The sequence below is a fragment of the Enterobacter sp. PP-008-ECC_S150 genome, from assembly GCF_045257065.1.
Classification (GTDB): Bacteria; Pseudomonadota; Gammaproteobacteria; order Enterobacterales; family Enterobacteriaceae; genus Enterobacter; species Enterobacter chengduensis.
Map to the genome: position 1 here is coordinate 121959 of NZ_JBJHHG010000005.1, position 26189 is coordinate 148147.

Consider the following 26189-nt stretch of genomic DNA (forward strand, 5'->3'; position numbering starts at 1 on the left):
TGCCGGAACGATTACTCGCCCTTCACACGCTCGATGTTGGCACCCAGCGCGCGCAGTTTATCTTCGATACGCTCATAACCGCGATCGATGTGATAGATACGATCCACGATCGTTGTGCCTTCCGCGATACAACCCGCCAGCACCAGGCTTGCAGACGCACGCAGATCGGTTGCCATCACCTGAGCACCTGACAGTTTCTCCACGCCATGGCAAATCACGGTATTACTTTCGATCTCAGCATGCGCGCCCATACGGATCAGCTCCGGTACGTGCATAAAGCGGTTTTCGAAAATGGTTTCTGTGATGAAGCCGGTACCTTCGGCGACCAGGTTCAGCAAGGTGAACTGCGCCTGCATATCGGTCGGGAACGCCGGATGCGGCGCCGTACGGACATTGACCGCTTTTGGACGCTGGCCGTGCATATCAAGGCTGATCCAGTCTTCACCGATTTCGATATCTGCACCCGCATCACGCAGCTTCGCCAGCACCGCATCCAGCGTATCTGGCTGTGCGTTACGACAAACAATCTTGCCGCCAGAGATCGCCGCGGCAACCAGGAAGGTACCGGTTTCGATACGGTCCGGCAGCACGCGGTAAACACCACCGCCCAGGCGCTCAACGCCCTCGATAGTGATACGGTCGGTACCCTGACCGGTGATCTTCGCACCCAGCGCCACGAGGAAGTTGGCGGTATCCACAATTTCCGGTTCGCGCGCGGCGTTTTCGATGATAGTGGTGCCTTCTGCCAGCGTCGCCGCAGACATAATGGTCACCGTTGCGCCCACGCTCACTTTGTCCATGACAATGTGCGCGCCTTTCAGACGGCCATTAACGGACGCTTTAACGTAACCTTCTTCCAGCTTGATCTCTGCGCCCAGTTTCTCCAGACCAAAGATGTGCAGGTCAACCGGACGCGCACCGATGGCGCAGCCGCCCGGCAGAGAGACCTGCCCCTGACCAAAACGCGCCACCAGCGGCCCAAGCGCCCAGATGGATGCACGCATGGTTTTCACCAGATCGTAAGGGGCAGAGAAGTTGTTCACCTTGCTGGCGTCGATCCAGACGGAACCGTTACGCTCAACTTTCGTGCCCAGCTGGGTGAGCAGCTTCATGGTGGTGTCGATATCTTTCAGCTTCGGTACGTTCTGAATTTCTACCGGCTCTTCCGCGAGCAGCGCAGCGAAGAGGATTGGCAGCGCGGCGTTTTTCGCGCCAGAAATTGTGACTTCGCCCTGGAGACGCGTTGGCCCCTGTACACGAAATTTATCCATTGTGTGCTCTCTTATAAATTCAACCGTGCTGCGGGCCTGTCGCCCTCAGCTCAAAAACCGTTTAGTTTGCGATCGCGTGCCCACTCTTGCGGGGTGAACGCTTTAATCGACAGGGCGTGGATGCGGTTATCCGCAATATATTCCATCAGCGGCGCGTACACAGCCTGCTGCTTCTTCACACGGCTCATACCGTCGAACATCTCACCCACAGCAATAACCTGGAAGTGACTGCCATCGCCAGTGACGTGGGCTTCCTGAAGGGAGAGTGCGTTCATCAGCACTGTCTGGATTTCATGATTTTCCATGGGCTCTTAATCATCTGATAGTGAAAACAAGCCAAACATCTTAGAGCAAAGTGGCGCGGTCATAAACAAGCAAAAAGCCCCGACGATGAAACTGTCAGGGCTTTAGGAAGTAACGCACTGAAAATATTAACGAGGCAGGACGTCCTGAGGCAGATTGTAGAGCTGCGCAAGGGTGACGACATTATCGCTCGCGCCGTGAAGCGTGACGCGAGCCCCCTGCTTTTTCCCTACCGCAACCAGATGGGCAAGCAGCGCCACACCCGCCGTATCCACCCGCGAGACGTCGGTTAAATCAATAATCGTCACGCCCTGCATCGCTTCATGGCGTTTGTCCCACAGTGGGTTCAGCAGATCCTGATCCAGCTCACCGGACAGCTTTAACGTCTCGCCTTCACGCGACCAGCTGAGTTGCTGTGACATTACTTCTTCTCGTCCAGGGTAATTTTCTGACGAGCAATGGACTGCAGCTGCGCGGTCAGGCCATCAATGCCTTTGGTACGCAGCAGGTCGCTCCATTCGTTCTGTTTAGTGGTGATCATGCTTACCCCTTCGGCAATCATGTCATACGCCTGCCAGTGACCGGTCTGGCTGTTTTTACGCCACTGGAAATCCAGACGCACCGGCGGACGACCGTTTGGATCGCTGATTGTCACGCGGATAGGGATGATAGTCGCATCGCCCAGCGGCTGCTCAGGCGCAATCTGATAGGTCTGACCGTGGTACATCGCCAGCGCCTGACCATACGCCTGCTTCAGGTATTCACGGAACGCGGCAAAGTACGCATCACGCTGCGCAGGGGTGGCGTCTTTGTAATAGCGGCCCAGCACCAGCGCACCCGCGTACTTAATCTGCACATACGGCAGCAGCTCCTGGTCAACGACGTCACGCAGATAATCAGGATTAGCACGAATTTTAGGCTGTTCGTTTTTAAGACGATCGAAGGTCTTCTTCGCCGCTTCGTCCATCAGTTTGTACGGGTTACTCTGATCCGCAGCATGAGCCGCGGTGAGAGGAGCGATAACCAGCATGGCAACCATTAACAGTCGTTTAAACATGAATGACTTCTCCTGATATTAATTCGCCGCACCTGGGGTCGGTGCCGCATTGGTATGGTCTTCACTCTGCGCAGGGGCATTGTCAGACTTTTTATCATCCCCTTTACTGTTGTAAAGGAACTGACCAATCATATCTTCCAGCACCATGGCGGACTTGGTGTCCTGGATAACGCTACCGTCTTTAAGGATAGTCGTTCCCAGCTCGGGGTCTTCAAAGCCGACGTTAAGCGCCAGATATTGTTCGCCCAGCAGCCCGGAAGTACGGATAGAAAGAGAGCTGGTGTCCGGAATGTGGTTATAACGCTCTTCGATATCCATCGCGACGCGCGGCAGATAGGTTTTCTCATCAAGCGTAATGTCAGTTACGCGTCCGATCACCACGCCGCCGATGCGGACCGGTGAACGCGCCTTCAGCCCGCCGATGTTATCGAAGGTGGCATAGATGCGATACGTCGGTTCGGTGCGCACTGAGGTGATATCCGCCGCTCTCAGGCAGATAAACAGCGCGGCCAGCAGCGCCAGCAGCAGGAATACACCGACCCAAATTTCATTTTTTCTCGTTTGCATGAACTCAATTCCCAAACATCAGTGCGGTGAGCACAAAATCCAGGCCCAGTACGGCCAGCGACGAATGTACGACTGTACGTGTAGTTGCGCGGCTAATGCCCGCCGACGTTGGGATTGCATCGTAACCGTTGAACAATGCAATCCAGGTGACCGTAATGGCAAAGACTACGCTTTTAATCAGGCAGTTAACCAGATCCATTCGCAGGTCAATGGCGTCCTGCATCGCGGACCAGAAGAAACCGGCATCAATGCCTTTCCAGTGCACGCCAACCAGCGAACCGCCCCAGATACCCACCGCGACGAACAGAATCGTTAACAGCGGTAAAGAGATGACCCCCGCCCAGAAACGCGGCGAGATGACGCGACGCAGCGGATCGACCGCCATCATCTCCATGCTGGAGAGCTGCTCGGTCGCTCGCATCAGGCCAATTTCAGCCGTTAATGCCGACCCCGCACGCCCGGCGAACAGCAGCGCCGCCACAACCGGGCCCAGTTCACGCAGCAGCGAGAGCGCCACCAGCATCCCGAGGCTGGTTTCTGCACTGTAGGTTGTCAGAACCAGATAGCCCTGCAGCCCAAGCACCATACCGATAAACAGACCGGAGACAATGATGATGAGCATCGACAGCACGCCGACATTATAAAGCTGCCGCACCAGCAGCGGCGCGTGCTTGCGGAATTCCGGCTTGCCGACCAGCGCGTTGAATAACATCAATCCGGCGCGCCCGAACGTCCTGATGGTTTTTATGCCACGGTGTCCGAGAGCGGCCAACGCATTTAGCAGCATGAGTGGCTTAACTCCCTATTCCCAGTAAATCGTCACGATAGTCGCCCGCCGGGTAGCGGAACGGCACGGGGCCATCTGCAATACCGTCAAGGAACTGCCGCACGCGCGGATCGCAATTTTCCTGCAGCGCCTGGGCGCTGCCGTGTGCGACGATCTTTTTGTCCGCCACAATATAGGCGTAATCGGCAATGCTCAATACTTCCGGTACATCGTGAGAGACCACAATGCAGGTGACGCCAAGCGCGCTGTTCAGTTCAGAAATGAGCTTCACCAGCACGCCCATCGTGATGGGATCCTGTCCAACAAACGGTTCGTCGAACATGATGAGATCGGGTTCTAATGCAATCGCGCGTGCCAGCGCGGCGCGACGCGCCATCCCGCCGGACAGTTCGGAAGGCATCAGCTTCGCGGCGCCCCGCAAACCGACGGCTTCGAGCTTCATCATTACCGTGCTTTTCAGCAGTTCAGGCGGCAGGCTGGTATGCTCGCGCAGCGGATAGGCCACGTTATCAAAGACGTTCATGTCGGTGAATAAGGCGCCCGACTGAAAGAGCATGCTCATGCGTTTGCGGACAGTATACAGGCGCGAGCGCGACATCTCCGGGATGTTTTCGCCATCAAAGAGGATTTCACCGCTATCCGGTGGGATCTGCCCACCAATAAGGCGCAGCAGGGTCGTTTTACCGATCCCGGACGGCCCCATGATGGCAGTGATCTTGCCACGCGGTACGGTCAACGAAATATCGTCAAATATCAATCTGTTGGCGCGAGAAAAGCTCACACCGCGAACATCGACTAAATTCGCCATCGTTTGGCTCATTTATGGTTCCTTTATTACCCTGCTCACGTTAAGGCATGCCGACTGAATCAGCCCTCAACTGCGCATTTTTACAGAATAATAGCCGTTGAGGTTAGCGAAAGCTGGCATTTGTTTTACTTTTCCGGCGCATAAAGTCAAAATTAGGAATTCGTTACGCCTCAGACTGTATGCAGTCCAGCCATTCCCGCGCGATGGACCGACGAGTATACCTGAAGAAAGGACTTTTGATGCTTTTAGCAACAGCACTGTTAATAATTGGTTTACTTTTGGTGGTCTACAGTGCTGACCGTTTAGTGTTTGCTGCATCTATCTTCTGTCGTCTGACGGGCGTACCGCCTGTCGTCATCGGGATGACCGTGGTCAGCGTGGGAACGTCACTTCCGGAAATCATCGTCTCCGTTACGGCTTCGCTGCATGGTCAGCTAGACCTCGCGGTAGGCACCGCGATTGGCTCTAATATCGTCAATATACTCTTGATTTTAGGCCTGGCCGCCCTGCTCCATCCATTTCGCGTGCATTCTGATGTTCTGCGCCGTGAATTGCCGCTAATGTTAATTGTAAGCCTGCTGGCAGGCTGCGTATTTTACGATGGGGTACTGAGCTACAGCGACGGCATTTTCCTGCTGGCGCTGGCCGTCATTTGGCTGCTGTATAGTGTTAAAATCGCCCGTCTGGCTGAGAAGCAGGGCCAGGACAGCCTCACGCGCGAGCAGGTTGCCGAACTGCCGCGGGAAGGCACGCTGCCTGTCGCCCTGCTCTGGCTTGGCGTTGCGCTGATCATCATGCCGATGGCCACGCGCATGGTCGTGGATAACGCGACGGTGCTGGCGAACTATTTCGCCATCAGTGAACTGACCATTGGGCTGACGGTGATTGCCATCGGTACAAGCCTGCCGGAACTGGCCACGGCCATTGCCGGAGCGCGTAAAGGTGAGGATGACATTGCCATTGGTAATATCATCGGTTCTAACATTTTTAATATCGCCATTGTGATGGGTCTGCCGGCCCTGATTACGCCAGGGCACTTTAATCCTCTGGCGTTCTCACGCGACTACGGCGTGATGTTATTGGTCAGCGTGATATTTGCCCTGCTCTGCTGGCGGCGGCAACGACAGATCGGCAAAGGCGCAGGCGCGCTGCTGACGGGTGGATTTATCGTATGGATGGCGATGCTGTACTGGCTCTCGCCTCTTCTCTCTGGGTAAACGGAAACGCATTATGTCGCAAATAGAATTGCAGCCGGGTTTTGACTTTCAGAAGGCAGGCAAAGAGGTTCTGGAGATTGAACGTGAAGGTCTGGCGCAGTTAGATCAGTACATTAATCAGGATTTTAGTCTGGCTTGTGAGAAGATGTTCTACTGTGCCGGCAAAGTCGTGGTGATGGGGATGGGCAAGTCCGGCCACATTGGGCGCAAAATGGCGGCCACGTTTGCCAGCACCGGAACCTCCTCCTTCTTTGTCCATCCGGGGGAAGCCGCGCACGGCGACCTGGGTATGGTCACGCCGCAGGATATCGTCATCGCGCTGTCCAACTCCGGTGAGTCCAATGAAATTCTGGCGCTGATCCCGGTGCTGAAGCGACTGCAGGTACCGCTTATTTGCATGACCAGCCGTCCAGAAAGTAGCATGGCGCGTGCAGCCGATATTCACCTGTGCGTGAAAGTGCCCAAGGAGGCCTGTCCGCTCGGCCTGGCACCGACGTCGAGCACCACCGCCGCGCTGGTAATGGGGGATGCGCTTGCCGTCGCGCTGCTGGAAGCCCGCGGTTTTACGCCGGAAGATTTCGCGCTTTCCCACCCGGGCGGTGCGCTGGGGCGCAAGCTGCTGCTGCGGGTAAACGATATTATGCACACCGGGGATGAGATCCCTCACGTCAGTAAAGAGGCCTCCCTGCGTGATGCGCTGCTGGAGATCACCCGCAAGAATTTGGGTATGACGGTGGTGTGCGACGATCTCATGAAAATTCAGGGGATCTTCACCGATGGCGACCTGCGTCGCGTGTTTGACATGGGTGTCGATGTCCGCACGCTCGGCATTGCCGATGTGATGACGCCGGGCGGTATCCGCGTGCGTCCGGGTACGCTGGCAGTGGATGTGCTGAACCTGATGCAGTCCCGCCATATCACCTCCGTTATGGTTGCCGATGGCGACCAGTTGCTGGGTGTGGTACATATGCATGATCTGCTGCGCGCAGGCGTAGTGTAATGAAGGATAAGACAATGAGTAATGCGGGTGCATCCCTTGCAACCTGTTATGGCCCGGTGAGTACCCAAATGATGGCAAAGGCGGAAAACATTCGTCTGCTCATCCTGGATGTGGACGGGGTACTCTCCGACGGCCTGATCTACATGGGCAATAACGGTGAAGAGCTGAAAGCGTTTAACGTTCGCGACGGCTACGGTATCCGCTGTGCGCTCACCTCCGGTATTGAGGTGGCGATCATCACCGGACGAAACGCTAAACTGGTAGAAGATCGCTGTGAAACCTTAGGCATTACCCATCTTTATCAGGGGCAATCCGATAAAATGGCGGCGTTTAGGGATTTACTGGGTAAACTGGCTATCGCACCGGAAAACGTGGCCTACGTCGGGGACGATCTCATTGACTGGCCGGTGATGGCTGAAGTCGGGCTGAGTATCGCCGTTGCGGATGCGCATCCGCTGCTGATCCCGCGCGCGGACTACGTTACCCACATTAACGGTGGCCGCGGTGCCGTCCGTGAAGTCTGCGATCTGCTTCTGCTGGCGCAGGGCAAGCTTGATGAGGCCAAAGGGCAATCGATATGAGTAAAACCAGACGTTGGATTATCATTTTGCTTGCGCTTGTCGCCCTGGTATTGATTGGCGTGAACCTTGCCGATCGCGACGAAACGCAAACGGAAGCGATCAACAATAACGATCCAACCTATAAAAGCGATCACAGCGACACCGTGGTCTATAGCCCGGAAGGCGCTCTGAACTATCGCCTGATTGCTCAGCATGTTGAATATTTTTCAGATGACGGTGTTTCATGGTTTACCCAGCCCGTCATGACCACATTTGATAAAGACAAAGTGCCGACGTGGTCAATTAAGTCAGATCGGGCAAAACTGACAAATGACCGTATGCTTTATCTGTATGGCCACGTTGAAGTCAACGCCCTGACCGCTGACTCGCAACTGCGAAAAATTACGACGGATAATGCTCAGATCAACCTGGTTACCCAAGACGTGACCTCGCAGGATCTGGTCACACTGTATGGCACAACATTTAATTCCAGCGGTTTGAGAATGCGCGGGAACTTACGCAGCAAAAACGCCGAGCTGATTGAAAAGGTTAGAACCTCCTATGAAATTCAAAACAAACAAACTCAGCCTTAAAGTAATTATCGCCAGCGCGATGCTGGCGACCAGTCTCCCCGCGCTTGCTGTAACGGGCGATACCGACCAGCCGATCCATATCGAGTCTGACACTCAGTCTCTCGATATGCAGGGGAACGTTGTTACCTTCACGGGTAACGTCGTCATGACCCAGGGGACGATCAAAATTAACGCCGATAAAGTGGTCGTGACCCGTCCGGGTGGCGAGCAGGGCAAAGAGATCATTGATGGTTACGGCAACCCGGCCACCTTCTACCAGATGCAGGACAACGGCAAGCCGGTGAAAGGCCACGCCTCGCATATGCACTATGAGCTGGCGAAGGACCTGGTCATCCTGACCGGAAATGCGTATCTGGAACAGCTGGACAGCAACATTACCGGCGACCAGATCACCTATCTGGTGAAAGAGCAAAAAATGCAGGCCTCGAGCGAGAAAGGCAAACGCGTTACGACCGTACTGGTTCCGTCGCAGCTGCAGGACAAAGGCAAAGGCCAGGCCCCGGCACAGAAGAAGAGTAACTAATTCGTTATGGCAACATTAACTGCAAAAAATCTCGCGAAGGCCTATAAGGGCCGCCGTGTCGTGGAAGATGTCAGTCTGACCGTCAACTCCGGCGAAATTGTAGGGCTGCTTGGCCCTAACGGTGCGGGTAAAACCACCACCTTCTACATGGTCGTTGGGATTGTGCCGCGCGATGCCGGCAACATTATCATTGACGATGAAGACATCAGCCTGCTGCCGCTGCACGCGCGCGCGCGTCGCGGGATCGGCTATCTGCCGCAGGAAGCGTCCATTTTCCGTCGTCTCAGCGTTTACGATAACCTGATGGCGGTCCTGCAAATTCGTAACGATCTGACCAGCGAACAGCGTCAGGATCGTGCCAACGAGCTGATGGAAGAGTTCCACATTGAGCATCTGCGTGACAGCCTCGGCCAGGCGCTCTCCGGGGGGGAACGTCGTCGCGTCGAGATTGCTCGCGCGCTGGCCGCCAACCCGAAATTTATCCTGCTGGATGAACCGTTTGCGGGCGTTGACCCGATCTCCGTTATCGACATTAAACGCATCATTGAACACCTGCGCGACAGCGGGCTTGGCGTACTGATCACCGACCACAACGTCCGTGAAACGCTGGCCGTGTGTGAACGCGCGTATATTGTGAGCCAGGGCAATTTGATCGCCCACGGTACGCCGCAGCAGATCCTCGAAGACGATCATGTTAAGCGCGTCTATCTTGGGGAAGACTTCAGACTCTGATAGGGTAGAGGTAACGTAACGCCGAACCGGAGAAAAATGCTCTGAACATGAAGCAAGGTTTGCAATTAAGGCTCAGCCAACAACTGGCGATGACGCCGCAGCTACAGCAGGCAATTCGCCTGTTGCAACTGTCCACGTTAGAACTTCAGCAGGAGCTCCAGCAGGCGCTGGACAGCAACCCCCTGCTGGAACAAACCGATCTTCATGACGAGGTAGACACCCAGCAATCGCAGGATACAGAAGCGCTCGACACCGCGGATGCACTCGAACAAAAAGAGATGCCCGACGAGCTTCCGCTGGATGCCAGCTGGGATGAAATCTACACCGCCGGAACCCCTTCCGGTACGCGTGCGGACTACCAGGACGATGAGCTACCGGTCTATCAGGGAGAAACCACCCAGTCGCTACAGGATTACCTGATGTGGCAGGTGGAGCTCACCCCTTTCTCCGACACCGATCGCGCGATTGCCACCTCCATTGTCGATGCCGTTGACGACACCGGCTATCTGACCGTCACCCTGGACGATATTCTGGAAAGCATGGGCGACGACGATATCGAGCTTGAGGAAGTTGAAGCCGTTTTGAAGCGCATCCAGCGTTTCGATCCGGTAGGCGTAGCCGCAAAAGATCTGCGCGACTGCCTGCTGATCCAGCTCTCTCAGTTCAGCAAAGAGACGCCATGGCTCGACGAGGCGCGCTTAATCATCAGCGATCATCTGGATCTGCTGGCAAACCACGATTTCCGCTCCCTGATGCGCGTTACGCGTCTGAAGGAAGAGGTGCTCAAAGAAGCGGTGAATCTGATCCAGTCGCTCGATCCGCGCCCGGGGCAGTCGATCCAGACCAGCGAGCCGGAATACGTGATCCCGGATGTGCTGGTCAGGAAACACAACGGCCGCTGGGTCGTTGAACTGAATTCAGACAGCATCCCTCGGCTGCAAATCAACCAGCAGTATGCCTCCATGTGCACCAGCGTGCGTAACGACTCCGACAATCAATATATTCGCAGCAATCTTCAGGAAGCGCGATGGCTGATCAAAAGTCTGGAGAGTCGAAATGATACGCTGCTGCGCGTCAGCCGCTGTATTGTCGAACAGCAGCAGGCTTTTTTTGAGCAGGGCGAAGAGTATATGAAACCGATGGTGCTGGCGGATATCGCCCAGGCCGTCGAGATGCATGAATCAACCATTTCCCGTGTCACCACGCAGAAGTATCTGCACAGTCCACGCGGTATTTTTGAGCTTAAGTATTTCTTCTCCAGCCATGTGAATACCGAGGGCGGCGGCGAAGCGTCGTCAACGGCCATTCGCGCGCTGGTGAAGAAGTTGATCGCCGCGGAGAACCCCGCGAAGCCGCTAAGCGACAGTAAGTTAACCACCCTGCTGTCCGATCAGGGTATTATGGTGGCGCGCCGTACTGTTGCGAAGTATCGAGAGTCTTTATCCATTCCGCCGTCCAACCAGCGTAAACAGCTGGTCTGACACAACCGATAAGGAAGACACTATGCAGCTCAACATCACTGGACAAAACGTCGAAATTACTGAGGCTTTACGCGACTTCGTAAACGCGAAGTTTGCAAAACTCGAACAGTATTTCGAAAGGATCAATCAGGTCTATATTGTGTTGAAAGTGGAGAAAGTGACTCATATCTCGGATGCCACCCTGCATGTTAACGGGGGTGAACTGCATGCCAGTGCGGAAGGGCAAGACATGTACGCTGCTATCGACGGCTTGATTGATAAGCTTGCGCGACAGCTCAATAAACATAAAGATAAACTGAAACAACACTAATTGTCCGGGCAGTTAACGGGTGCAGGACGGCCTGTTGTGAAACACAACAGGCCATTTGTACAGTTAGCGCTTAGGTGAAATTATGATGAACAACGATTCCGCTCTTCAACTGAGCAATGTCCTTAACCAGGAATGTACCCGCAGTGCGGTTCACTGCCAGAGCAAAAAACGTGCGCTGGAGATCATCAGTGAACTGGCCGCAAAACAGCTGGGCCTGCCGCCGCAGGTGGTTTTCGAAGCGATTCTGACCCGTGAAAAAATGGGCAGTACCGGTATCGGCAACGGCATCGCGATCCCGCACGGCAAACTGGAAGAGGATACCCTGCGTGCCGTGGGGGTGTTTGTGCAGCTTGAAACACCCATCGCTTTTGATGCTATTGATAACCAGCCCGTCGATCTCCTCTTCGCGCTGCTGGTGCCTGCCGATCAGACGAAAACCCACCTGCATACGCTGTCGCTGGTCGCTAAGCGTCTGGCCGATAAAACCATTTGCCGTCGACTGCGCTCGGCCCAAAGTGATGAAGAGCTGTATCAAATTATCACCGAAGCAGAAGGCAATCAGGATGATGCATAACCAGGAGATGGCCTTCACATCTGTTGTCCTGAGGAGAAACGGAACATGGTGCTGATGATTGTCAGCGGTCGTTCAGGGTCGGGGAAATCCGTTGCTCTGCGCGCCCTGGAAGACATGGGTTTTTACTGTGTCGATAACCTGCCGGTCGTGCTATTGCCTGACCTGGCCCGCACGCTTGCAGAGCGACAAACCTCTGCCGCCGTCAGTATCGACGTCCGTAACATGCCGGAATCGCCAGAGATCTTCGAACAGGCCATGAGCAACCTGCCTGACGCGTTCTCGCCTCAGCTGCTGTTCCTCGATGCCGATCGCAATACGCTGATTCGCCGCTACAGCGATACCCGTCGTTTGCACCCGCTTTCCAGTAAGAATCTCTCTCTGGAGAGCGCGATCGATGAAGAGAGCGACCTGCTGGAGCCGCTGCGCTCTCGTGCCGACCTGATTGTCGACACCTCTGAGATGTCCGTTCACGAGCTGGCGGAAATGCTGCGTACCCGGCTGCTGGGCAAGCGAGAGCGTGAACTGACGATGGTGTTCGAATCCTTCGGCTTTAAGCACGGTATTCCGATCGACGCGGATTATGTTTTCGACGTGCGCTTCCTGCCCAACCCGCACTGGGATCCAAAGCTGCGTCCCATGACCGGCCTGGATAAACCCGTCGCGGCCTTCCTCGACCGGCACACAGAAGTTCACAATTTTATCTACCAGACGCGAAGCTACCTTGAGCTATGGTTACCTATGCTGGAGACAAACAATCGTAGCTACCTGACGGTGGCGATTGGCTGTACCGGCGGTAAACATCGTTCGGTTTACATCGCCGAACAGCTGGCCGACTATTTCCGCTCGCGCGGAAAGAACGTTCAGTCCCGTCATCGCACGCTGGAAAAACGTAAAACATGACCGTAAAACAAACCGTTGAGATCACCAACAAGCTGGGTATGCACGCGCGCCCGGCGATGAAGCTGTTTGAGCTGATGCAGGGTTTCGATGCAGAGGTTCTGTTGCGCAATGACGAAGGCACCGAGGCGGAGGCGAACAGCGTTATCGCGCTGCTGATGCTGGACTCTGCCAAAGGGCGCCAGATTGAAGTCGAAGCCACCGGCCCTCAGGAAGAGGAAGCGCTGGCGGCGGTGATTGCCCTGTTTAACGCCGGGTTTGACGAAGACTAACGCTCGCCACGTCGGCGGGTGGCGCTGCGCTTACCCGCCCTACATTAAGTTGTTACGCTGCATAAACCCTTCTCCGCCCAGCTGATTCATCTGGCGCATGATCCACGCCTGCCGGCTTCGCACGTATCCCGATGGGGCACTGGCTTTAAAGCGGATGGGATTCGGTAAAACCGCCGCCAATAGCGCGGCTTCTGACATGCTCAGACGGCTGGCGGGCTTATTGAAATACCGCTGGGCGGCAGCTTCGACACCAAAAATACCGTCGCCAAACTCAGCGACGTTGAGATAGACGGTCAGGATCCTTTTTTTGCTCCAGATCGTTTCCATCCCCAGGGTTAACCCCGCTTCCAGCCCTTTACGCACCCAGCTTCGACCATCCCACAAAAACAGATTTTTGGCCGTCTGCTGCGACAAGGTTGACGCACCGCGCACGCGATTTTCATGGCGTTCGTTGTGGGCCAGCGCCTTCTCAATGGCCGCAACGTCAAACCCCCAGTGCTCCGGGAATTTCTGGTCCTCCGCCGCAATGACCGCCAGCCCCATAAACGGAGAAATCTCGTTCATGCTCACCCAGTCAGAGTGGGCAACATAGCCGAAATCGCCGCTGAACCAGGCGCCGAGCTGACGCTCAACCATCACGGCAGAGAACGGCACGGGCAAAATGCTGAACACCGCCAGTCCGCCGCCCCAGAACACCGCCAGCACGAGCACGATGCGCAAAAGAAGGTATTTCACCCATTTTCCAGCGGAAGCGTGTCGCCTCATTCCGTCAGCACCAGCACGCGGGCCACCAGCTTTTCAATACCGGTGGCAGCCTCAGCGATGTTACTCGCCAGCATATAGGCTGGCGTGGTGACAATTTTGTTATCTTCATCAACCACAATGTCATCAACCGGGCACGGGACGTGTTCGCCCCCCATTTCCTCGACGATCTCTGCGGTATCAATATCCGTCCCGATCGTCAGGCGCAGCGGGAAATCAAAAATCCTCGGCAGCATGGCCGGCGCGATGCAGATAAAGCCCAGCGGTTTTCCTGCCGCATGCATGGCCTGCGAAAGCGCTTTAAGATGAGGATCGATCTGGCACTCCGCCCCCTGCGCGGCAAAGGTACTGAGATTTTTGGCCGCGCCAAACCCGCCCGGCACAATGAGCGCATCAAGCTCAGTAGGGTCTGCCTGAATAAGAGGATGGATATCGCCGCGCGCAATACGCGCGGCCTCAATCAGTACATTACGGGTTTCCGCCATCGGCTCGCCGGTCAGGTGATTAATCACATCCGCCTGATTTTTATCAGGCGCAAAACAGATCGCCTCTGCCCCCTGCTTAGCCAGGGCCAGCAGCGTAATGACGGCTTCATGTATCTCAGAACCATCGTAAACACCGCATCCGCTCAGCACGACACCAATCTTTTTCATCATGACAATCCTTTTCTGCAACTTGCTGAAGCACATTAATAGTTTTGATTAAAACGCTATGCTTCACACATTTCACTGATTCATGTAACAAACCATTTAAGATTTGCTATCTTATCTGCGTGCGGCCTAAATTTTTCAGGCAGCGCCCTTTCGAAAATAACGTTTAAAAACAGGCGCAGCCACGATTTCCCTGGTGTTGGCGCAGTATTCGCGCACCCCGGTCTAGCCGGGGTCATTTTTTTCTGGCGTCGACCCAGGCTTTAAGCACCGCAACATCGTTTTGCCACTCTTGCTTCATCTCTTCAACCCAATCACCCACGTTATCTTCCCATGCAGGTAAATCAGGCGACTGAATCTGTTGACCCAGCTGCTGCAGATGGCGTAACCCAACCGAGCCGGCAGCACCTTTAATTTTATGGCCTTCTTCCACGATGCCCTTCTGGTCACGCGCCGTCAGGTTTGATTCCAGCACGCTCAGATAGCCCGGCATCATTTTTTCGAACACCGCCAGGCCGTCGGTAATCAGTTTCGGACCCACCAGATCGATGTACTGCTCCAGCATCGCGGTATCGAGTATCGTTTGGGCTTTTGCGCTATCAACAGACGTCATGGTGCTCTCCTCTTCATCGTGGGTATCCCAGAACTTTTTGATCATAGCGGTCAGAGCAGGCACCGCCAGCGGCTTGCTGAGTACATCGTCCATACCGGCATCGAGATACTCTTTTTTATCTTTCAGTACGTTCGCCGTCAACGCCACCAGCGGCGGCAGTTCGTCGGCCGCATACTGACGCGTCAGCTCACGCGAGATATCCAGCCCGGTCATATCGGGCAGCTGAATATCCAGCAGGACAAGATCGTATTCGCCCGGTTTAAACATTTCGAGCGCGGCCTTTCCGGTCATCGCGACATCCACGCTATTGCCCAGTTTTTCCAGCACGGAGCGCGCCACGATCACGTTCAGCTCAATGTCTTCCACCAGCAGGACGTGCAGGGCAGGCAGCGGCATATCGTCGTTTTCAAAGGTATCCTCTACCTCTTCCGCCACCGCTGGTGCGTGCACCGTCAGGGTGAAGGTTGAGCCTTTGCCCGGCAGGCTGGTCACGGTGATATCGCCCCCCATGCTCTTCGCCAGCCGTTTAGACACCGCCAGGCCAATGCCCGTCCCGGTCGCTGGTTTCCCGCCGTTGCTGTCCTTCACCTGGTAATACATGGCAAAGATTTTGTCCTGCTCCTCCTGCGGAATACCAATCCCGGAGTCCTCCACCTCGAAGTGCAGCATGTCACCTTCGTCATAGCGGATGCGCACCGCGACCTGTCCCTTCTGGGTAAATTTCACCGCGTTGCTGATCAGGTTCCACAGGATCTGGCGCAGACGCGTGCCGTCAGTCACCACTTTATGCGGCAGCGGCAGGTTGGGCTGCATCACAAAACTCAGCCCCTTCTGCTGCGCCTGCAGGCCGGACAGGTTTTCCAGATCGGCAAGGAAGCTGGTGAAATCAACAGGCTGGTTATCAAGCTGAACCTTACGGCGCTCCATCTTATCCATATCAATAATATCGTTGAAGATATTACCCAGCGTGACCGCTGAGACGTGGATAGTCTTGAGGTATTTTTCCTGCTCTGCGGTCAGGTCGGTATCCAGCAGAATACGGCTCAGCCCGACAATGCCGTTAAGCGGCGTACGCAGCTCGTGGCTGATGGTCGAGATGAAGGTGGTCTTGTCGCGGCTCGCGCGCTCCAGGGCATCCTGATAGCGCTTACGTTCGGTGATATCGCGGCCAAAGCCCATCAGGCCGTGGCGTTTCCCCACGCGGTCATAATAGGGCACCTTACGGATCTCAAAGCAGGCTTTGCGTCCGTCCGGGTAGTCCAGCCACTGTTCATAGGTCAGCGAGACGTTATGGCGGAAGACTTTTTCATCCGTCTCCATGACCTTGGCCGCCGCCTCTTCTGAGTAAACGTCCTGCGGCTTCAGGTGAATCAGCTGCTTCTCGCTTTTGCCGGTGAGCAGCTCCATCGCCCGGTTACAGCCGGAAAACTCTTTATCTTCGTTACGGTAGAAAACCAGATCCGGCGACGCATCGAGGAACGAGCGCAGGAAAGAGGATTGCTGCTCAAGCTGGATCTGCGTCACCTCGCGCTCTTTCATTTCGATTTTCAGCTGCTCCAGCGTGGCCTGACGCTCGGCCTCCGCCTTCTCGCGGTCTGAGATCTCCTGGTTCAGCTGCGCAATATTGTCCTTGAGCTGGACGTTGAGCTTCAGGTCGCGATCGCGCATCTCCTCCAGCTTATCGACCAGCTTCGACAGGCGCTGGCGGGACTCTTCCAGCTGTTCCACCACCACGGAAAGGAAATAGACCGCCCAGGGCGTAATAAGCAAGCCAAAGAAGATGGAGCGGATGACGTCGATACTCTCGACCTGGCCATGCAGAACCATGGTAACGGCCATTTGCACGACAATGGCCAGAACGACCAGCGCCAGCGCAAGCAGCATGGAAAAACGCACCAGCCCAAGCTTCATCATCAGGTCGACGTAATACTGGGCGAGCATTCGAATTTGCTTCATAGAGGATCCCTTCACGACGTTATCGCTCAATAATACTCAAATTCAGGGCGAGGCGTTGAAGGTTGTGAGAAAAAGTGCGGGGTGAAACAGGAGATTAGCCTCGCTCCCGGCGAACCGGAAGCGAGGAGAGGTCAATCAGGATCGCTTCAGCAGCAGCCAGAGGCTGATCAGGAGGAAGCTGGCGCTTGGCAGCAGCGCGCCAATCATCGGCGGAATGCCATACACCAGCGTCAGCGGACCGAAGATCTGGTCGAGCACGTAGAACACGAAGCCGAAGCTGATGCCGGTCACGACGCGCACGCCCATCGGCACGCTGCGCAGTGGGCCGAAGATAAACGACAGCGCCATCAGCATCATTACCGCCACGGACATCGGCTGGAAGATTTTGCTCCACATATTGAGCTGATAACGCCCCGCATCCTGTCCGCTCGACTTCAGGTATTTCACATAGTTGTGTAACCCGCTGATGGAAAGCGCGTCAGGATCCAGCGCCACAACGCCGAGCTTATCGGGGGTCAGGTTGGTCTTCCACGTACCGGTTACCGTCTGGGAACCGGCGATCTGTTTCGGATCGGTCAGGTCAGATTCATCCACCTGGGACAGCCGCCACTGCTTATGCTCGGCGTCAAACTTCGCCGACGAGGCGTGGCGTACGGACTGCAGGCGACGCTGGTCATCGAAAGCGTAAATGCTCACGCCACCCAGCTCGTCATTCCCCTTAACCCGTTCGATGTAGACGAAGTTTTTACCGTCTTTCGCCCATAAACCTTGCTGAGTCGAGAGCAGCGAACCGCCGTACATGGCCTGAGCACGATAGTTACGCGCCATCTGTTCACCCTGAGGCGCAACCCACTCGCCAATCGCCATGGTCAACAGCACCAGGGGGATCGCGGTTTTCATTACCGACAATGCAACCTGCATGCGGGTAAAGCCTGAGGCCTGCATAACGACCAGCTCGCTGCGCTGCGCCAGCATTCCCAGTCCCAGCAGCGCGCCCAGCAGGGCCGCCATCGGGAAGAAGATCTGCACATCTTTCGGCACGCTGAGCAGGGTATACATCCCCGCGCCCAGCGCGTCATAGCTCCCCTGCCCGGCTTTTTTCAGCTGATCGACAAATTTGATAATGCCGGAGAGCGACACCAGCATGAACAACGTCATCATGATGGTGGTAAAAATGGTTTTACCGATATAGCGATCGAGAACGCCAAACGCCTGCATTAGATGGCTCCTTTACGCGAGAATCGGGCACGTATGCGGCGCACAGGCACCGTATCCCACAGGTTTAATCCCAGCGCCAGTAAGATGTACAGGCTGTTGACGAACCATGTCCAGACCATCGGGTCCAGCTTGCCCTTCGCGCCGTTAGAACGAATCGAGGTTTGCAGCAGGAAATAGATCAGATAAAGCAGCATCGCCGGCAGCATAGAGAGCACGCGTCCCTGGCGCGGGTTCACCACGCTCAGAGGGACGACAATCAGCGCCATCATAAACACGGTGAAGACAAGCGTTATGCGCCAGTGGAGCTCAGCGCGCGCTCTGTCTGTATCGGTATTCCACAGGGTACGCATGTCCATTTGCTCGGTATCCGTGGGATCGAGCGCCACCGCCTGGTGGCCGATAATGGCCTGATAGTTCTGGAAATCCGTGATACGGAAGTCGCGCAGCATCGCGGTGCCTTCGAACCGGGTGCCTTTGTTCAGCGTCACGATCTGAGAACCATCTTTGCGCTGAGCAAGCTGACCGGAGTCTGCAACCACCACCGAAGGACGTGCGTTACCTTTCGGACGCAGCTGCGCCAGGAATACGTCGTTGAATTTACTGCCGTCAACGCTCTCGATAAACAGCACGGAGTTGCCGTCGGTCGCCTGCTGGAACTGCCCCTGGGCTAGCGCCGCCATGCCGGGGTTGGCTTTCGCTTCGGCCAGCACTTCGTCCTGATGACGGGAAGACATAGGGCCCGCCCACATCACATTGACCGCCGCAACGATACCCGTGAACAGCGCCAGTATCATGGCCGCTTTCACCAGGACGGCTTTGCTCAGGCCGCAGGCATGCATCACCGTGATTTCACTCTCGGTGTAAAGTTTCCCAAGCGTCATGAGCAGGCCAAGGAAAAGACTTAGCGGCAGGATGAGCTGCGCCATTTCCGGGATCCCTAAACCAAGCAGGGAAAGCACCAGATTTGTTGGAATTTCGCCGTCAACGGCCGCACCGAGGATCTTAACCAGCTTCTGACAGAAAAAAATCAGCAGCAGGATGAAGAGGATCGCCAGTTGGCTTTTGAGCGTCTCCCGCACCAGATATCTTATGATTATCACTTTAAATACGCCCGTAAAAACCCGTCTCTTTGCAGGAATTTCGCTTGTTTCATGGCTTAAACGTCATTTATTCTCTTGAGTCGTCGAAATCATCGCTAAGATTAAAACATCCAGCGGATTCACGCTTCAGGACTTTTTCTGACGTGTCGAAACCGTAGTAACGTAAGATTAACACGAAGTCACCACAACAGCGGACATGAGTTACGAAAGGTTTCAATTCTATCCGTAGCAGCCGCCGTTGTCTTTAAGATTCAGGAGCGTAGTGCATGGAGTTCAGTGTAAAAAGTGGTAGCCCGGAGAAACAGCGGAGTGCCTGCATCGTTGTGGGCGTCTTTGAACCACGCCGACTCTCCCCGATCGCCGAACAACTCGATAAAATCAGTGACGGCTATATTAGCGCCCTGCTGCGCCGCGGCGAACTGGAAGGCAAACCTGGGCAGACGCTGTTACTGCACCATGTTCCGAACGTACTGTCAGAGCGTATTCTGCTGATTGGCTGCGGCAAAGAACGCGAGCTGGATGAACGTCAGTATAAGCAGGTGATTCAGAAAACAATCAATACGCTGAATGATACCGGCTCAATGGAAGCCGTCTGCTTCCTGACCGAGCTGCACGTCAAAGGGCGTAACACCTACTGGAAAGTGCGTCAGGCGGTCGAAACCGCAAAAGAGAGCCTCTACAGCTTCGATCAGCTGAAAACCAACAAAAGCGAGCCGCGTCGTCCGCTGCGTAAAATGGTCTTTAACGTGCCAACCCGTCGCGAGCTGACCAGCGGCGAACGCGCGATCCAGCACGGTCTGGCAATCGCTGCCGGCATTAAAGCGGCGAAAGATCTCGGCAACATGCCGCCTAACATCTGTAACGCGGCGTACCTGGCCTCTCAGGCGCGCCAGCTGGCCGACGCCTACAGCAAAAACGTCATTACCCGCGTCATCGGCGAACAGCAGATGAAAGAGCTGGGCATGCACTCTTACCTGGCGGTCGGTAACGGCTCGCAGAATGAATCCCTGATGTCGGTCATTGAGTACAAAGGCAATCCATCCGAAGACGCGCGTCCTGTCGTGCTCGTCGGTAAAGGCCTGACCTTCGACTCCGGCGGTATCTCCATCAAGCCAGCCGAAGGCATGGACGAGATGAAATACGACATGTGCGGTGCGGCGGCGGTTTACGGCGTCATGCGCATGGTCGCGGAACTTCAGCTGCCCATCAACGTGATTGGCGTCCTGGCGGGCTGCGAAAACATGCCTGGCGGCCGCGCCTATCGTCCGGGTGACGTCCTGACCACCATGTCCGGCCAGACCGTTGAAGTGCTGAACACCGACGCCGAAGGCCGTCTGGTGCTGTGTGACGTGCTGACCTACGTTGAGCGCTTCGAGCCTGAAGCGGTGATTGACGTCGCGACCCTCACCGGTGCCTGCGTGATTGCGCTGGGCCACCACATTACCGGCCTGATGTCGAACCACAACCCGCTGGCGCACGAGCTGATTGGTGCCTCAGAGCAGGCCGGGGACCGCGCATGGCGTCTGCCGCTGGGTGACGAGTACCAGGATCAGCTGGAGTCTAACTTTGCGGATATGGCGAACATTGGCGGACGTCCTGGCGGTGCAATTACCGCAGGCTGCTTCCTGGCGCGCTTCACCCGCAAGTACAACTGGGCGCACCTGGATATCGCGGGCACCGCATGGCGCTCCGGTAAGGCCAAAGGCGCAACCGGTCGTCCAGTGGCGCTGCTGTCGCAGTTCCTGCTGAACCGTGCGGGTTTTAACGGCGACGAGTAATGTAAAACGCCGGGTGGCGGCTTCGCCTTACCCGGCCTACCATGCCACTCAACCGTAGGCCGGGTAAGCGTAGCGCCACCCGGCTTTGCATTTGAATCCGAATACAAGAAGCCCCATATATGAAGAATGCAACGTTCTACCTTCTGGACAACGACACCCATCAGGATGGCCTAAGCGCCGTTGAACAGCTGGTGTGTGAGATTGCCGCAGAACGTTGGCGCGCGGGCAAGCGCGTTCTGATTGCCTGCGAAGATGAACAGCAGGCCATTCGCCTGGATGAAGCGCTGTGGGCGCGCCCGCCGGAGAGTTTTGTGCCGCATAACCTGTCGGGCGAAGGCCCGCGCGGTGGCGCACCGGTTGAAATTGCCTGGCCGCAAAAGCGCAACAGCAGCGCGCGCGATATTCTGATTAGCCTGCGGATAGATTTTGCAGATTTTGCCACCGCTTTCACAGAAGTGGTAGACTTTGTCCCCTACGAAGAATCTTTGAAACAACTGGCGCGCGAACGCTATAAAGCGTACCGCCTGGCTGGTTTTAACCTGAATACGGCAACCTGGAAATAATGGAAAAGACATATAACCCACGCGATATCGAACAGCCGCTTTACGAGCACTGGGAACAGCAGGGCTATTTCAAGCCTAACGGCGACGAAAGCAAAGAGTCCTTCTGCATCATGATCCCGCCGCCGAACGTCACCGGCAGTTTGCATATGGGTCATGCTTTCCAGCAGACCATCATGGACACCATGATCCGCTACCAGCGCATGCAGGGTAAAAACACCCTGTGGCAGGCGGGGACGGACCACGCGGGTATCGCAACCCAGATGGTGGTTGAGCGTAAGATTGCCGCTGAAGAAGGTAAAACCCGCCACGACTATGGTCGCGACGCGTTCATCGACAAAATCTGGCAGTGGAAAGCGGAATCCGGCGGCACCATTACCCGTCAGATGCGCCGCCTCGGCAACTCCGTGGACTGGGAGCGCGAGCGCTTCACCATGGACGAAGGCCTGTCCAATGCCGTAAAAGAAGTTTTCGTGCGCCTGTACAAAGAAGACCTGATTTACCGTGGCAAACGCCTGGTCAACTGGGATCCAAAACTGCGCACCGCCATCTCTGACCTGGAAGTGGAAAACCGCGAGTCTAAAGGCTCCATGTGGCACATCCGCTATCCGCTGGCCGACGGCGCAAAAACCGCAGACGGTAAAGATTATCTGGTGGTCGCGACCACCCGTCCGGAAACCCTGCTGGGCGATACCGGCGTGGCCGTTAACCCGGAAGATCCGCGCTATAAAGATCTGATCGGCAAATTCGTGGTGCTGCCGCTGGTAAACCGCCGTATTCCGATTGTGGGCGACGAACACGCCGACATGGAAAAAGGCACCGGCTGCGTGAAAATCACCCCGGCGCACGACTTCAACGACTATGAAGTGGGTCGTCGTCACGCCCTGCCGATGATCAACATTCTGACCTTCGACGGCGATATCCGCGAAAGCGCAGAAGTGTACGACACCAAAGGCAACGAATCCGACGTTTACTCCAGCGACATCCCGGCGGAGTTCCAGAAGCTGGAGCGCTTTGCCGCGCGTAAAGCCATCGTGGCTGCCGTTGACGCCCTCGGCCTGCTGGAAGAGATTAAACCTCACGATCTGACCGTGCCGTACGGCGATCGTGGTGGCGTAGTGATCGAGCCAATGCTGACCGACCAGTGGTACGTCCGTGCCGACGTGCTGGCAAAACCGGCGGTGGAAGCCGTTGAAAACGGCAGCATTCAGTTCGTGCCGAAGCAGTACGAAAACATGTACTTCTCCTGGATGCGCGATATTCAGGACTGGTGTATCTCCCGCCAGCTGTGGTGGGGCCACCGTATCCCGGCCTGGTACGACAACGAAGGCAACGTTTATGTTGGCCGCAGCGAAGACGAAGTGCGTCAGGAAAACAACCTGAGCGCGGACGTTGCGCTGCGTCAGGATGAAGACGTCCTGGACACCTGGTTCTCCTCCGCGCTGTGGACCTTCTCCACCCTCGGCTGGCCTGAGAACACCGACGCGCTGCGTCAGTTCCACCCGACCAGCGTGATGGTGTCCGGTTTCGACATTATCTTCTTCTGGATCGCCCGCATGATCATGATGACCATGCACTTCATCAAAGACGAAGACGGCAAGCCGCAGGTTCCATTCCATACCGTCTACATGACCGGTCTGATCCGCGACGATGAAGGCCAGAAGATGTCCAAATCCAAGGGTAACGTTATCGACCCGCTGGACATGGTTGACGGTATCTCGCTGGAAGAGCTGCTGGAAAAACGTACCGGCAACATGATGCAGCCGCAGCTGGCTGAAAAAATCCGCAAGCGCACCGAGAAGCAGTTCCCGAACGGGATCGAGTCTCACGGTACCGACGCCCTGCGCTTCACCCTGGCGGCGCTGGCCTCCACCGGCCGCGACATCAACTGGGACATGAAGCGTCTGGAAGGTTACCGTAACTTCTGTAACAAGCTGTGGAACGCCAGCCGCTTCGTGCTGATGAACACCGAAGATCAGGATTGCGGCTTCAGCGGCGGTGAAATGACCCTGTCTCTGGCAGACCGCTGGATCCTGGCGGAATTCAACCAGACGGTGAAAGCGTTCCGCGAGGCGCTGGACAGCTACCGCTTCGATATCGCGGCGGGCATCCTGTATGAATTCACCTGGAACCAGTTCTGCGACTGGTATCTGGAGCTGGCTAAGCCGGTGATGAACGGCGGTACTGAGTCGGAACTGCGCGGCACGCGCAACACGCTGATTACCGTTCTGGAAGGCCTGCTGCGCCTGGCGCATCCGGTCATTCCATTCATCACCGAAACCATCTGGCAGCGCGTGAAGGTGATTGCCGGCATCAACGCCGACACCATCATGCTCCAGCCGTTCCCGGAATTCGATGCGGCGAAAGTGGATGAAGCAGCGTCAGCGGATACCGAGTGGCTGAAGCAGGCGATCGTGGCGGTACGTAACATCCGTGCTGAAATGAACATCGCCCCTGGCAAACCGCTGGAGCTGCTGCTGCGCGGCTGCAGCGAAGCGGCCGTTCGTCGCGTCACCGAGAACAACACCTTCCTCAAGACCATGGCGCGTCTGGAAAGCATCACCGTGCTGCCTGCGGATGACAAAGGTCCGGTTTCCGTGACCAAAATCATCGACGGTGCCGAGCTGCTGATCCCGATGGCGGGCCTGATCGACAAAGACGCCGAGCTGGCGCGTCTGGCGAAAGAAGTGGCGAAAGTCGACGTGGAAATTGGCAAAATCGAAAGCAAGCTGGCGAACGAAGGCTTTGTTGCCCGCGCGCCGGAAGCGGTCATTGCCAAAGAGCGTGAGCGTCTGGTTGCCTTCGCCGATGCGAAGACCAAGCTGATTGAGCAGCAGGCGGTTATCGCTGCCCTGTAATGCTTTACCCCTTACGCTTCAGGGCGTAAGGGGTACCCTTCCTGAAAACTCCTCGCTTGCACTCCCCTTTCTGCGGTGCTATTAACAGCAGTTATGTGTCAATTTTTGTAATGAGTAATGCTATGAGCGTGATTACCCCCGTCGCGACGACGATGCGCCGAATCGCTGAGCAGGATAACCCGGCTATCGCCGCCGTTATTCGCACCGTTTCTGCCGAATATGGCCTGACGGCTGACAAAGGCTACACGGTTGCTGACCCGAACCTGGACGCGCTTTTCCAGCTCTACAGCCAGCCTGGGCATGCCTACTGGGTCATCGAGCAGAATGGCCAGGTTGTCGGCGGCGGCGGCGTGGCGCCCCTCAGCTGCAGCGAGCCGGATATCTGCGAACTGCAGAAAATGTATTTCCTGCCAGCGGCGCGCGGGCAAGGACTGGCGAAAAAGCTGGCGCTGATCGCACTGGACCACGCGCGCAAGCAGGGTTTTACCCGCTGCTACCTTGAAACAACCGCCTTCCTCAAAGAGGCCATTGGCCTGTATGAACATCTGGGCTTTGAGCACATTGACGCGCCGCTGGGCTGTACCGGCCACGTTGACTGCGAAGTCAGAATGCTGAAAAGTCTGTAACTTTCGTTCCTGCCCTCTTCTGTTAAGCGACCGTAAACTGAATGCTCTACACTCTCAGTTCACACCATAACGGGGGAAACACGATGTCGAAGATAAAAAGCTACGCCGCACCGCAGGCGGGTGCAGAACTTGAGCTTTACGAGTACGATGCGGGCGAACTAAAAGCAGAAGACGTCGAAGTGCAGGTGGATTACTGCGGGATCTGCCACTCGGATCTCTCAATGATCGACAACGAATGGGGCTTCTCCAGCTATCCGCTGGTTGCCGGACACGAGGTCATCGGTCGCGTCGTGGCGCTCGGTAGCGCCGCGCAGGACAAAGGGCTGAAGATCGGCCAGCGCGTGGGCATTGGCTGGACGGCACGCAGCTGCGGTCATTGTGACGCCTGCATCAGCGGTAATCAGATCAACTGCCTCGAAGGCGCCGTTCCCACCATTCTGAACAAAGGCGGTTTCGCCGACAAACTGCGCGCCGACTGGCAATGGGTCATCCCGCTGCCGGACAGCATTGATATCGAATCCGCCGGTCCACTGCTGTGCGGCGGTATCACCGTCTTCAAACCGCTGCTGATGCACCACGTCACCGCCACCAGCCGCGTAGGCGTCATCGGTATTGGTGGTCTGGGCCACATCGCCATCAAGCTGCTTCACGCGATGGGCTGTGAGGTCACGGCGTTCAGCTCGAACCCGGCGAAAGAGCAAGAAGTGCTGGCGATGGGTGCAGACAAGGTGGTGAACAGCCGCGATCCGGACGCCCTGAACGCGCTGGCCGGGCAGTTTGACCTGATCATCAACACCGTGAACGTGGATCTCAACTGGCAGCCGTACTTTGAAGCGCTGGCCTACGGCGGTAACTTCCACACCGTCGGTGCGGTGATGAAGCCGCTGCCGGTTCCGGCGTTTACCCTGATCGGCGGGGATCGCAGCGTGTCGGGCTCCGCGACCGGTACGCCGTACGAGTTGCGCAAGCTGATGAAATTCGCCGGACGCACCAAAGTGGCGCCGACCACCGAACTGTATCCGATGTCGAAAATCAACGAAGCAATCCAGCACGTGCGCGACGGCAAAGCCCGCTACCGCGTGGTGTTGAAAGCGGATTTTTGATATGACAGTGCCG

At 56.1% G+C, this 26189-nt stretch carries 28 protein-coding genes; 16 read left to right on the forward strand and 12 right to left on the reverse strand.

Going from position 1 to position 26189, the window contains the following annotated elements; translation table 11 throughout:
* Positions 1-11: 11 nt before the first annotated feature.
* The 7 genes from murA to mlaF all read right to left on the reverse strand — a co-directional run bounded on the left by murA (position 12) and on the right by mlaF (position 4805).
* The gene (gene murA, locus ACJBF3_RS08035; RefSeq protein ID WP_024906358.1) at positions 12-1271 is read right to left on the reverse strand and encodes a UDP-N-acetylglucosamine 1-carboxyvinyltransferase; all 1260 of its coding nucleotides are present in this window, start codon (positions 1269-1271) and stop codon (positions 12-14) included.
* 50 nt (positions 1272-1321) lie between these two features.
* Complete coding sequence (gene ibaG, locus ACJBF3_RS08040; protein ID WP_008501458.1) at positions 1322-1576, reverse strand: BolA family iron metabolism protein IbaG; 255 nt, start codon at positions 1574-1576, stop codon at positions 1322-1324.
* A 126-nt stretch (positions 1577-1702) separates the two neighbouring features.
* The gene (mlaB, locus tag ACJBF3_RS08045; RefSeq protein ID WP_045329732.1) at positions 1703-1996 is read right to left on the reverse strand and encodes a lipid asymmetry maintenance protein MlaB; all 294 of its coding nucleotides are present in this window, start codon (positions 1994-1996) and stop codon (positions 1703-1705) included.
* Entirely contained in the window at positions 1996-2631 is a 636-nt protein-coding gene (gene mlaC, locus ACJBF3_RS08050; RefSeq protein ID WP_045329730.1) for a phospholipid-binding protein MlaC, read from the reverse strand. The genes mlaB and mlaC overlap by 1 nt, the downstream gene beginning before the upstream one ends.
* 18 nt (positions 2632-2649) lie before the next feature.
* Entirely contained in the window at positions 2650-3198 is a 549-nt protein-coding gene (gene mlaD / locus ACJBF3_RS08055) for an outer membrane lipid asymmetry maintenance protein MlaD (protein ID WP_045329765.1), read from the reverse strand.
* Positions 3199-3202: 4 nt separating this feature from the next.
* Positions 3203-3985 (reverse strand): lipid asymmetry maintenance ABC transporter permease subunit MlaE, encoded by a 783-nt coding sequence (mlaE, locus tag ACJBF3_RS08060; protein ID WP_010436044.1) that lies wholly within the window; start codon positions 3983-3985, stop codon positions 3203-3205.
* Positions 3986-3992: 7 nt separating this feature from the next.
* A complete protein-coding gene (mlaF, locus tag ACJBF3_RS08065) occupies positions 3993-4805 on the reverse strand; it encodes a phospholipid ABC transporter ATP-binding protein MlaF (RefSeq protein ID WP_024906354.1) in 813 nt (270 codons plus the stop codon).
* 227 nt (positions 4806-5032) lie between these two features.
* Here mlaF and ACJBF3_RS08070 point away from each other — a divergent pair, with 227 nt between their 5' ends.
* From ACJBF3_RS08070 to npr, 11 genes are all read left to right on the forward strand, one after another.
* On the forward strand, positions 5033-6010 hold the full coding sequence (locus ACJBF3_RS08070) for a calcium/sodium antiporter (RefSeq protein WP_045329726.1): 978 nt from the start codon (positions 5033-5035) through the stop codon (positions 6008-6010).
* Positions 6011-6023: 13 nt separating this feature from the next.
* Entirely contained in the window at positions 6024-7010 is a 987-nt protein-coding gene (gene kdsD / locus ACJBF3_RS08075) for an arabinose-5-phosphate isomerase KdsD (protein ID WP_023333606.1), read from the forward strand.
* A gap of 14 nt (positions 7011-7024) precedes the next feature.
* Entirely contained in the window at positions 7025-7591 is a 567-nt protein-coding gene (kdsC, locus tag ACJBF3_RS08080) for a 3-deoxy-manno-octulosonate-8-phosphatase KdsC (protein WP_045329722.1), read from the forward strand.
* A complete protein-coding gene (lptC, locus tag ACJBF3_RS08085) occupies positions 7588-8163 on the forward strand; it encodes an LPS export ABC transporter periplasmic protein LptC (RefSeq protein ID WP_032642380.1) in 576 nt (191 codons plus the stop codon). The genes kdsC and lptC overlap by 4 nt, the downstream gene beginning before the upstream one ends.
* Complete coding sequence (lptA, locus tag ACJBF3_RS08090) at positions 8132-8686, forward strand: lipopolysaccharide ABC transporter substrate-binding protein LptA (RefSeq protein ID WP_023309358.1); 555 nt, start codon at positions 8132-8134, stop codon at positions 8684-8686. Before lptC ends, lptA begins: the two co-directional genes overlap by 32 nt.
* A gap of 6 nt (positions 8687-8692) precedes the next feature.
* The gene (gene lptB, locus ACJBF3_RS08095; RefSeq protein ID WP_023309359.1) at positions 8693-9418 is read left to right on the forward strand and encodes an LPS export ABC transporter ATP-binding protein; all 726 of its coding nucleotides are present in this window, start codon (positions 8693-8695) and stop codon (positions 9416-9418) included.
* A gap of 47 nt (positions 9419-9465) precedes the next feature.
* Positions 9466-10899 (forward strand): RNA polymerase factor sigma-54, encoded by a 1434-nt coding sequence (rpoN, locus tag ACJBF3_RS08100; RefSeq protein ID WP_045329720.1) that lies wholly within the window; start codon positions 9466-9468, stop codon positions 10897-10899.
* Positions 10900-10921: 22 nt separating this feature from the next.
* The gene (hpf, locus tag ACJBF3_RS08105) at positions 10922-11209 is read left to right on the forward strand and encodes a ribosome hibernation promoting factor (RefSeq protein ID WP_008501444.1); all 288 of its coding nucleotides are present in this window, start codon (positions 10922-10924) and stop codon (positions 11207-11209) included.
* An 82-nt stretch (positions 11210-11291) separates the two neighbouring features.
* On the forward strand, positions 11292-11783 hold the full coding sequence (gene ptsN / locus ACJBF3_RS08110) for a PTS IIA-like nitrogen regulatory protein PtsN (protein ID WP_008501443.1): 492 nt from the start codon (positions 11292-11294) through the stop codon (positions 11781-11783).
* 45 nt (positions 11784-11828) lie between these two features.
* Positions 11829-12683, forward strand: coding sequence for an RNase adapter RapZ (rapZ, locus tag ACJBF3_RS08115; protein ID WP_014885397.1), 855 nt, complete (start codon positions 11829-11831; stop codon positions 12681-12683).
* Positions 12680-12952: a PTS phosphocarrier protein NPr gene (gene npr / locus ACJBF3_RS08120; RefSeq protein ID WP_003861872.1), complete on the forward strand. Its 273-nt coding sequence runs from the start codon at positions 12680-12682 to the stop codon at positions 12950-12952. Before rapZ ends, npr begins: the two co-directional genes overlap by 4 nt.
* A 39-nt stretch (positions 12953-12991) precedes the next feature.
* On the opposite strand, the gene mtgA is transcribed toward npr, so the two are convergent.
* The 5 genes from mtgA to lptF all read right to left on the reverse strand — a co-directional run bounded on the left by mtgA (position 12992) and on the right by lptF (position 19251).
* Positions 12992-13717 (reverse strand): monofunctional biosynthetic peptidoglycan transglycosylase, encoded by a 726-nt coding sequence (mtgA, locus tag ACJBF3_RS08125; RefSeq protein WP_045329719.1) that lies wholly within the window; start codon positions 13715-13717, stop codon positions 12992-12994.
* On the reverse strand, positions 13714-14367 hold the full coding sequence (gene elbB / locus ACJBF3_RS08130; protein ID WP_045329763.1) for an isoprenoid biosynthesis glyoxalase ElbB: 654 nt from the start codon (positions 14365-14367) through the stop codon (positions 13714-13716). Before elbB ends, mtgA begins: the two co-directional genes overlap by 4 nt.
* A gap of 232 nt (positions 14368-14599) precedes the next feature.
* Positions 14600-16933, reverse strand: a complete 2334-nt coding sequence (arcB, locus tag ACJBF3_RS08135) for an aerobic respiration two-component sensor histidine kinase ArcB (RefSeq protein ID WP_045329717.1) — start codon at positions 16931-16933, stop codon at positions 14600-14602.
* A 135-nt stretch (positions 16934-17068) separates the two neighbouring features.
* Entirely contained in the window at positions 17069-18151 is a 1083-nt protein-coding gene (gene lptG / locus ACJBF3_RS08140) for an LPS export ABC transporter permease LptG (protein ID WP_045329715.1), read from the reverse strand.
* Complete coding sequence (gene lptF, locus ACJBF3_RS08145) at positions 18151-19251, reverse strand: LPS export ABC transporter permease LptF (protein ID WP_045329713.1); 1101 nt, start codon at positions 19249-19251, stop codon at positions 18151-18153. The genes lptG and lptF overlap by 1 nt, the downstream gene beginning before the upstream one ends.
* A 266-nt stretch (positions 19252-19517) precedes the next feature.
* Here lptF and pepA point away from each other — a divergent pair, with 266 nt between their 5' ends.
* The 5 genes from pepA (at position 19518) to ACJBF3_RS08170 (ending at position 26176) form a co-directional block, all read left to right on the forward strand.
* A complete protein-coding gene (pepA, locus tag ACJBF3_RS08150) occupies positions 19518-21029 on the forward strand; it encodes a leucyl aminopeptidase (RefSeq protein ID WP_032642395.1) in 1512 nt (503 codons plus the stop codon).
* Positions 21030-21148: 119 nt separating this feature from the next.
* On the forward strand, positions 21149-21592 hold the full coding sequence (holC, locus tag ACJBF3_RS08155) for a DNA polymerase III subunit chi (protein ID WP_008502815.1): 444 nt from the start codon (positions 21149-21151) through the stop codon (positions 21590-21592).
* Entirely contained in the window at positions 21592-24447 is a 2856-nt protein-coding gene (locus ACJBF3_RS08160; protein WP_045329710.1) for a valine--tRNA ligase, read from the forward strand. Before holC ends, ACJBF3_RS08160 begins: the two co-directional genes overlap by 1 nt.
* 122 nt (positions 24448-24569) lie before the next feature.
* The gene (locus ACJBF3_RS08165; protein ID WP_032642397.1) at positions 24570-25073 is read left to right on the forward strand and encodes a GNAT family N-acetyltransferase; all 504 of its coding nucleotides are present in this window, start codon (positions 24570-24572) and stop codon (positions 25071-25073) included.
* A gap of 83 nt (positions 25074-25156) precedes the next feature.
* Positions 25157-26176 carry an NAD(P)-dependent alcohol dehydrogenase gene (locus ACJBF3_RS08170; RefSeq protein WP_045329708.1) on the forward strand — a complete coding sequence of 340 codons (1020 nt, stop codon included), beginning with the start codon at positions 25157-25159 and terminating at the stop codon, positions 26174-26176.
* Positions 26177-26189: the final 13 nt, after the last annotated feature.

Bases quoted from the DNA above. Each gene is read 5' to 3' on its own strand.
- ACJBF3_RS08165 (WP_032642397.1), top strand. From the start codon at position 24,570: ATGAGCGTGATTACCCCCGTCGCGACGACGATGCGCCGAATCGCTGAG.
- mlaE (WP_010436044.1), bottom strand. From the start codon at position 3,985: ATGCTGCTAAATGCGTTGGCCGCTCTCGGACACCGTGGCATAAAAACC.
- ptsN (WP_008501443.1), top strand. From the start codon at position 11,292: ATGATGAACAACGATTCCGCTCTTCAACTGAGCAATGTCCTTAACCAG.
- holC (WP_008502815.1), top strand. From the start codon at position 21,149: ATGAAGAATGCAACGTTCTACCTTCTGGACAACGACACCCATCAGGAT.
- ibaG (WP_008501458.1), bottom strand. From the start codon at position 1,576: ATGGAAAATCATGAAATCCAGACAGTGCTGATGAACGCACTCTCCCTT.
- mtgA (WP_045329719.1), bottom strand. From the start codon at position 13,717: ATGAGGCGACACGCTTCCGCTGGAAAATGGGTGAAATACCTTCTTTTG.
- rpoN (WP_045329720.1), top strand. From the start codon at position 9,466: ATGAAGCAAGGTTTGCAATTAAGGCTCAGCCAACAACTGGCGATGACG.
- lptB (WP_023309359.1), top strand. From the start codon at position 8,693: ATGGCAACATTAACTGCAAAAAATCTCGCGAAGGCCTATAAGGGCCGC.
- mlaC (WP_045329730.1), bottom strand. From the start codon at position 2,631: ATGTTTAAACGACTGTTAATGGTTGCCATGCTGGTTATCGCTCCTCTC.
- mlaB (WP_045329732.1), bottom strand. From the start codon at position 1,996: ATGTCACAGCAACTCAGCTGGTCGCGTGAAGGCGAGACGTTAAAGCTG.
- npr (WP_003861872.1), top strand. From the start codon at position 12,680: ATGACCGTAAAACAAACCGTTGAGATCACCAACAAGCTGGGTATGCAC.
- pepA (WP_032642395.1), top strand. From the start codon at position 19,518: ATGGAGTTCAGTGTAAAAAGTGGTAGCCCGGAGAAACAGCGGAGTGCC.
- kdsD (WP_023333606.1), top strand. From the start codon at position 6,024: ATGTCGCAAATAGAATTGCAGCCGGGTTTTGACTTTCAGAAGGCAGGC.
- ACJBF3_RS08070 (WP_045329726.1), top strand. From the start codon at position 5,033: ATGCTTTTAGCAACAGCACTGTTAATAATTGGTTTACTTTTGGTGGTC.
- lptG (WP_045329715.1), bottom strand. From the start codon at position 18,151: ATGCAGGCGTTTGGCGTTCTCGATCGCTATATCGGTAAAACCATTTTT.
- mlaF (WP_024906354.1), bottom strand. From the start codon at position 4,805: ATGAGCCAAACGATGGCGAATTTAGTCGATGTTCGCGGTGTGAGCTTT.
- kdsC (WP_045329722.1), top strand. From the start codon at position 7,025: ATGAGTAATGCGGGTGCATCCCTTGCAACCTGTTATGGCCCGGTGAGT.
- ACJBF3_RS08160 (WP_045329710.1), top strand. From the start codon at position 21,592: ATGGAAAAGACATATAACCCACGCGATATCGAACAGCCGCTTTACGAG.
- hpf (WP_008501444.1), top strand. From the start codon at position 10,922: ATGCAGCTCAACATCACTGGACAAAACGTCGAAATTACTGAGGCTTTA.
- elbB (WP_045329763.1), bottom strand. From the start codon at position 14,367: ATGAAAAAGATTGGTGTCGTGCTGAGCGGATGCGGTGTTTACGATGGT.
- murA (WP_024906358.1), bottom strand. From the start codon at position 1,271: ATGGATAAATTTCGTGTACAGGGGCCAACGCGTCTCCAGGGCGAAGTC.
- rapZ (WP_014885397.1), top strand. From the start codon at position 11,829: ATGGTGCTGATGATTGTCAGCGGTCGTTCAGGGTCGGGGAAATCCGTT.
- arcB (WP_045329717.1), bottom strand. From the start codon at position 16,933: ATGAAGCAAATTCGAATGCTCGCCCAGTATTACGTCGACCTGATGATG.
- lptC (WP_032642380.1), top strand. From the start codon at position 7,588: ATGAGTAAAACCAGACGTTGGATTATCATTTTGCTTGCGCTTGTCGCC.
- ACJBF3_RS08170 (WP_045329708.1), top strand. From the start codon at position 25,157: ATGTCGAAGATAAAAAGCTACGCCGCACCGCAGGCGGGTGCAGAACTT.
- mlaD (WP_045329765.1), bottom strand. From the start codon at position 3,198: ATGCAAACGAGAAAAAATGAAATTTGGGTCGGTGTATTCCTGCTGCTG.
- lptA (WP_023309358.1), top strand. From the start codon at position 8,132: ATGAAATTCAAAACAAACAAACTCAGCCTTAAAGTAATTATCGCCAGC.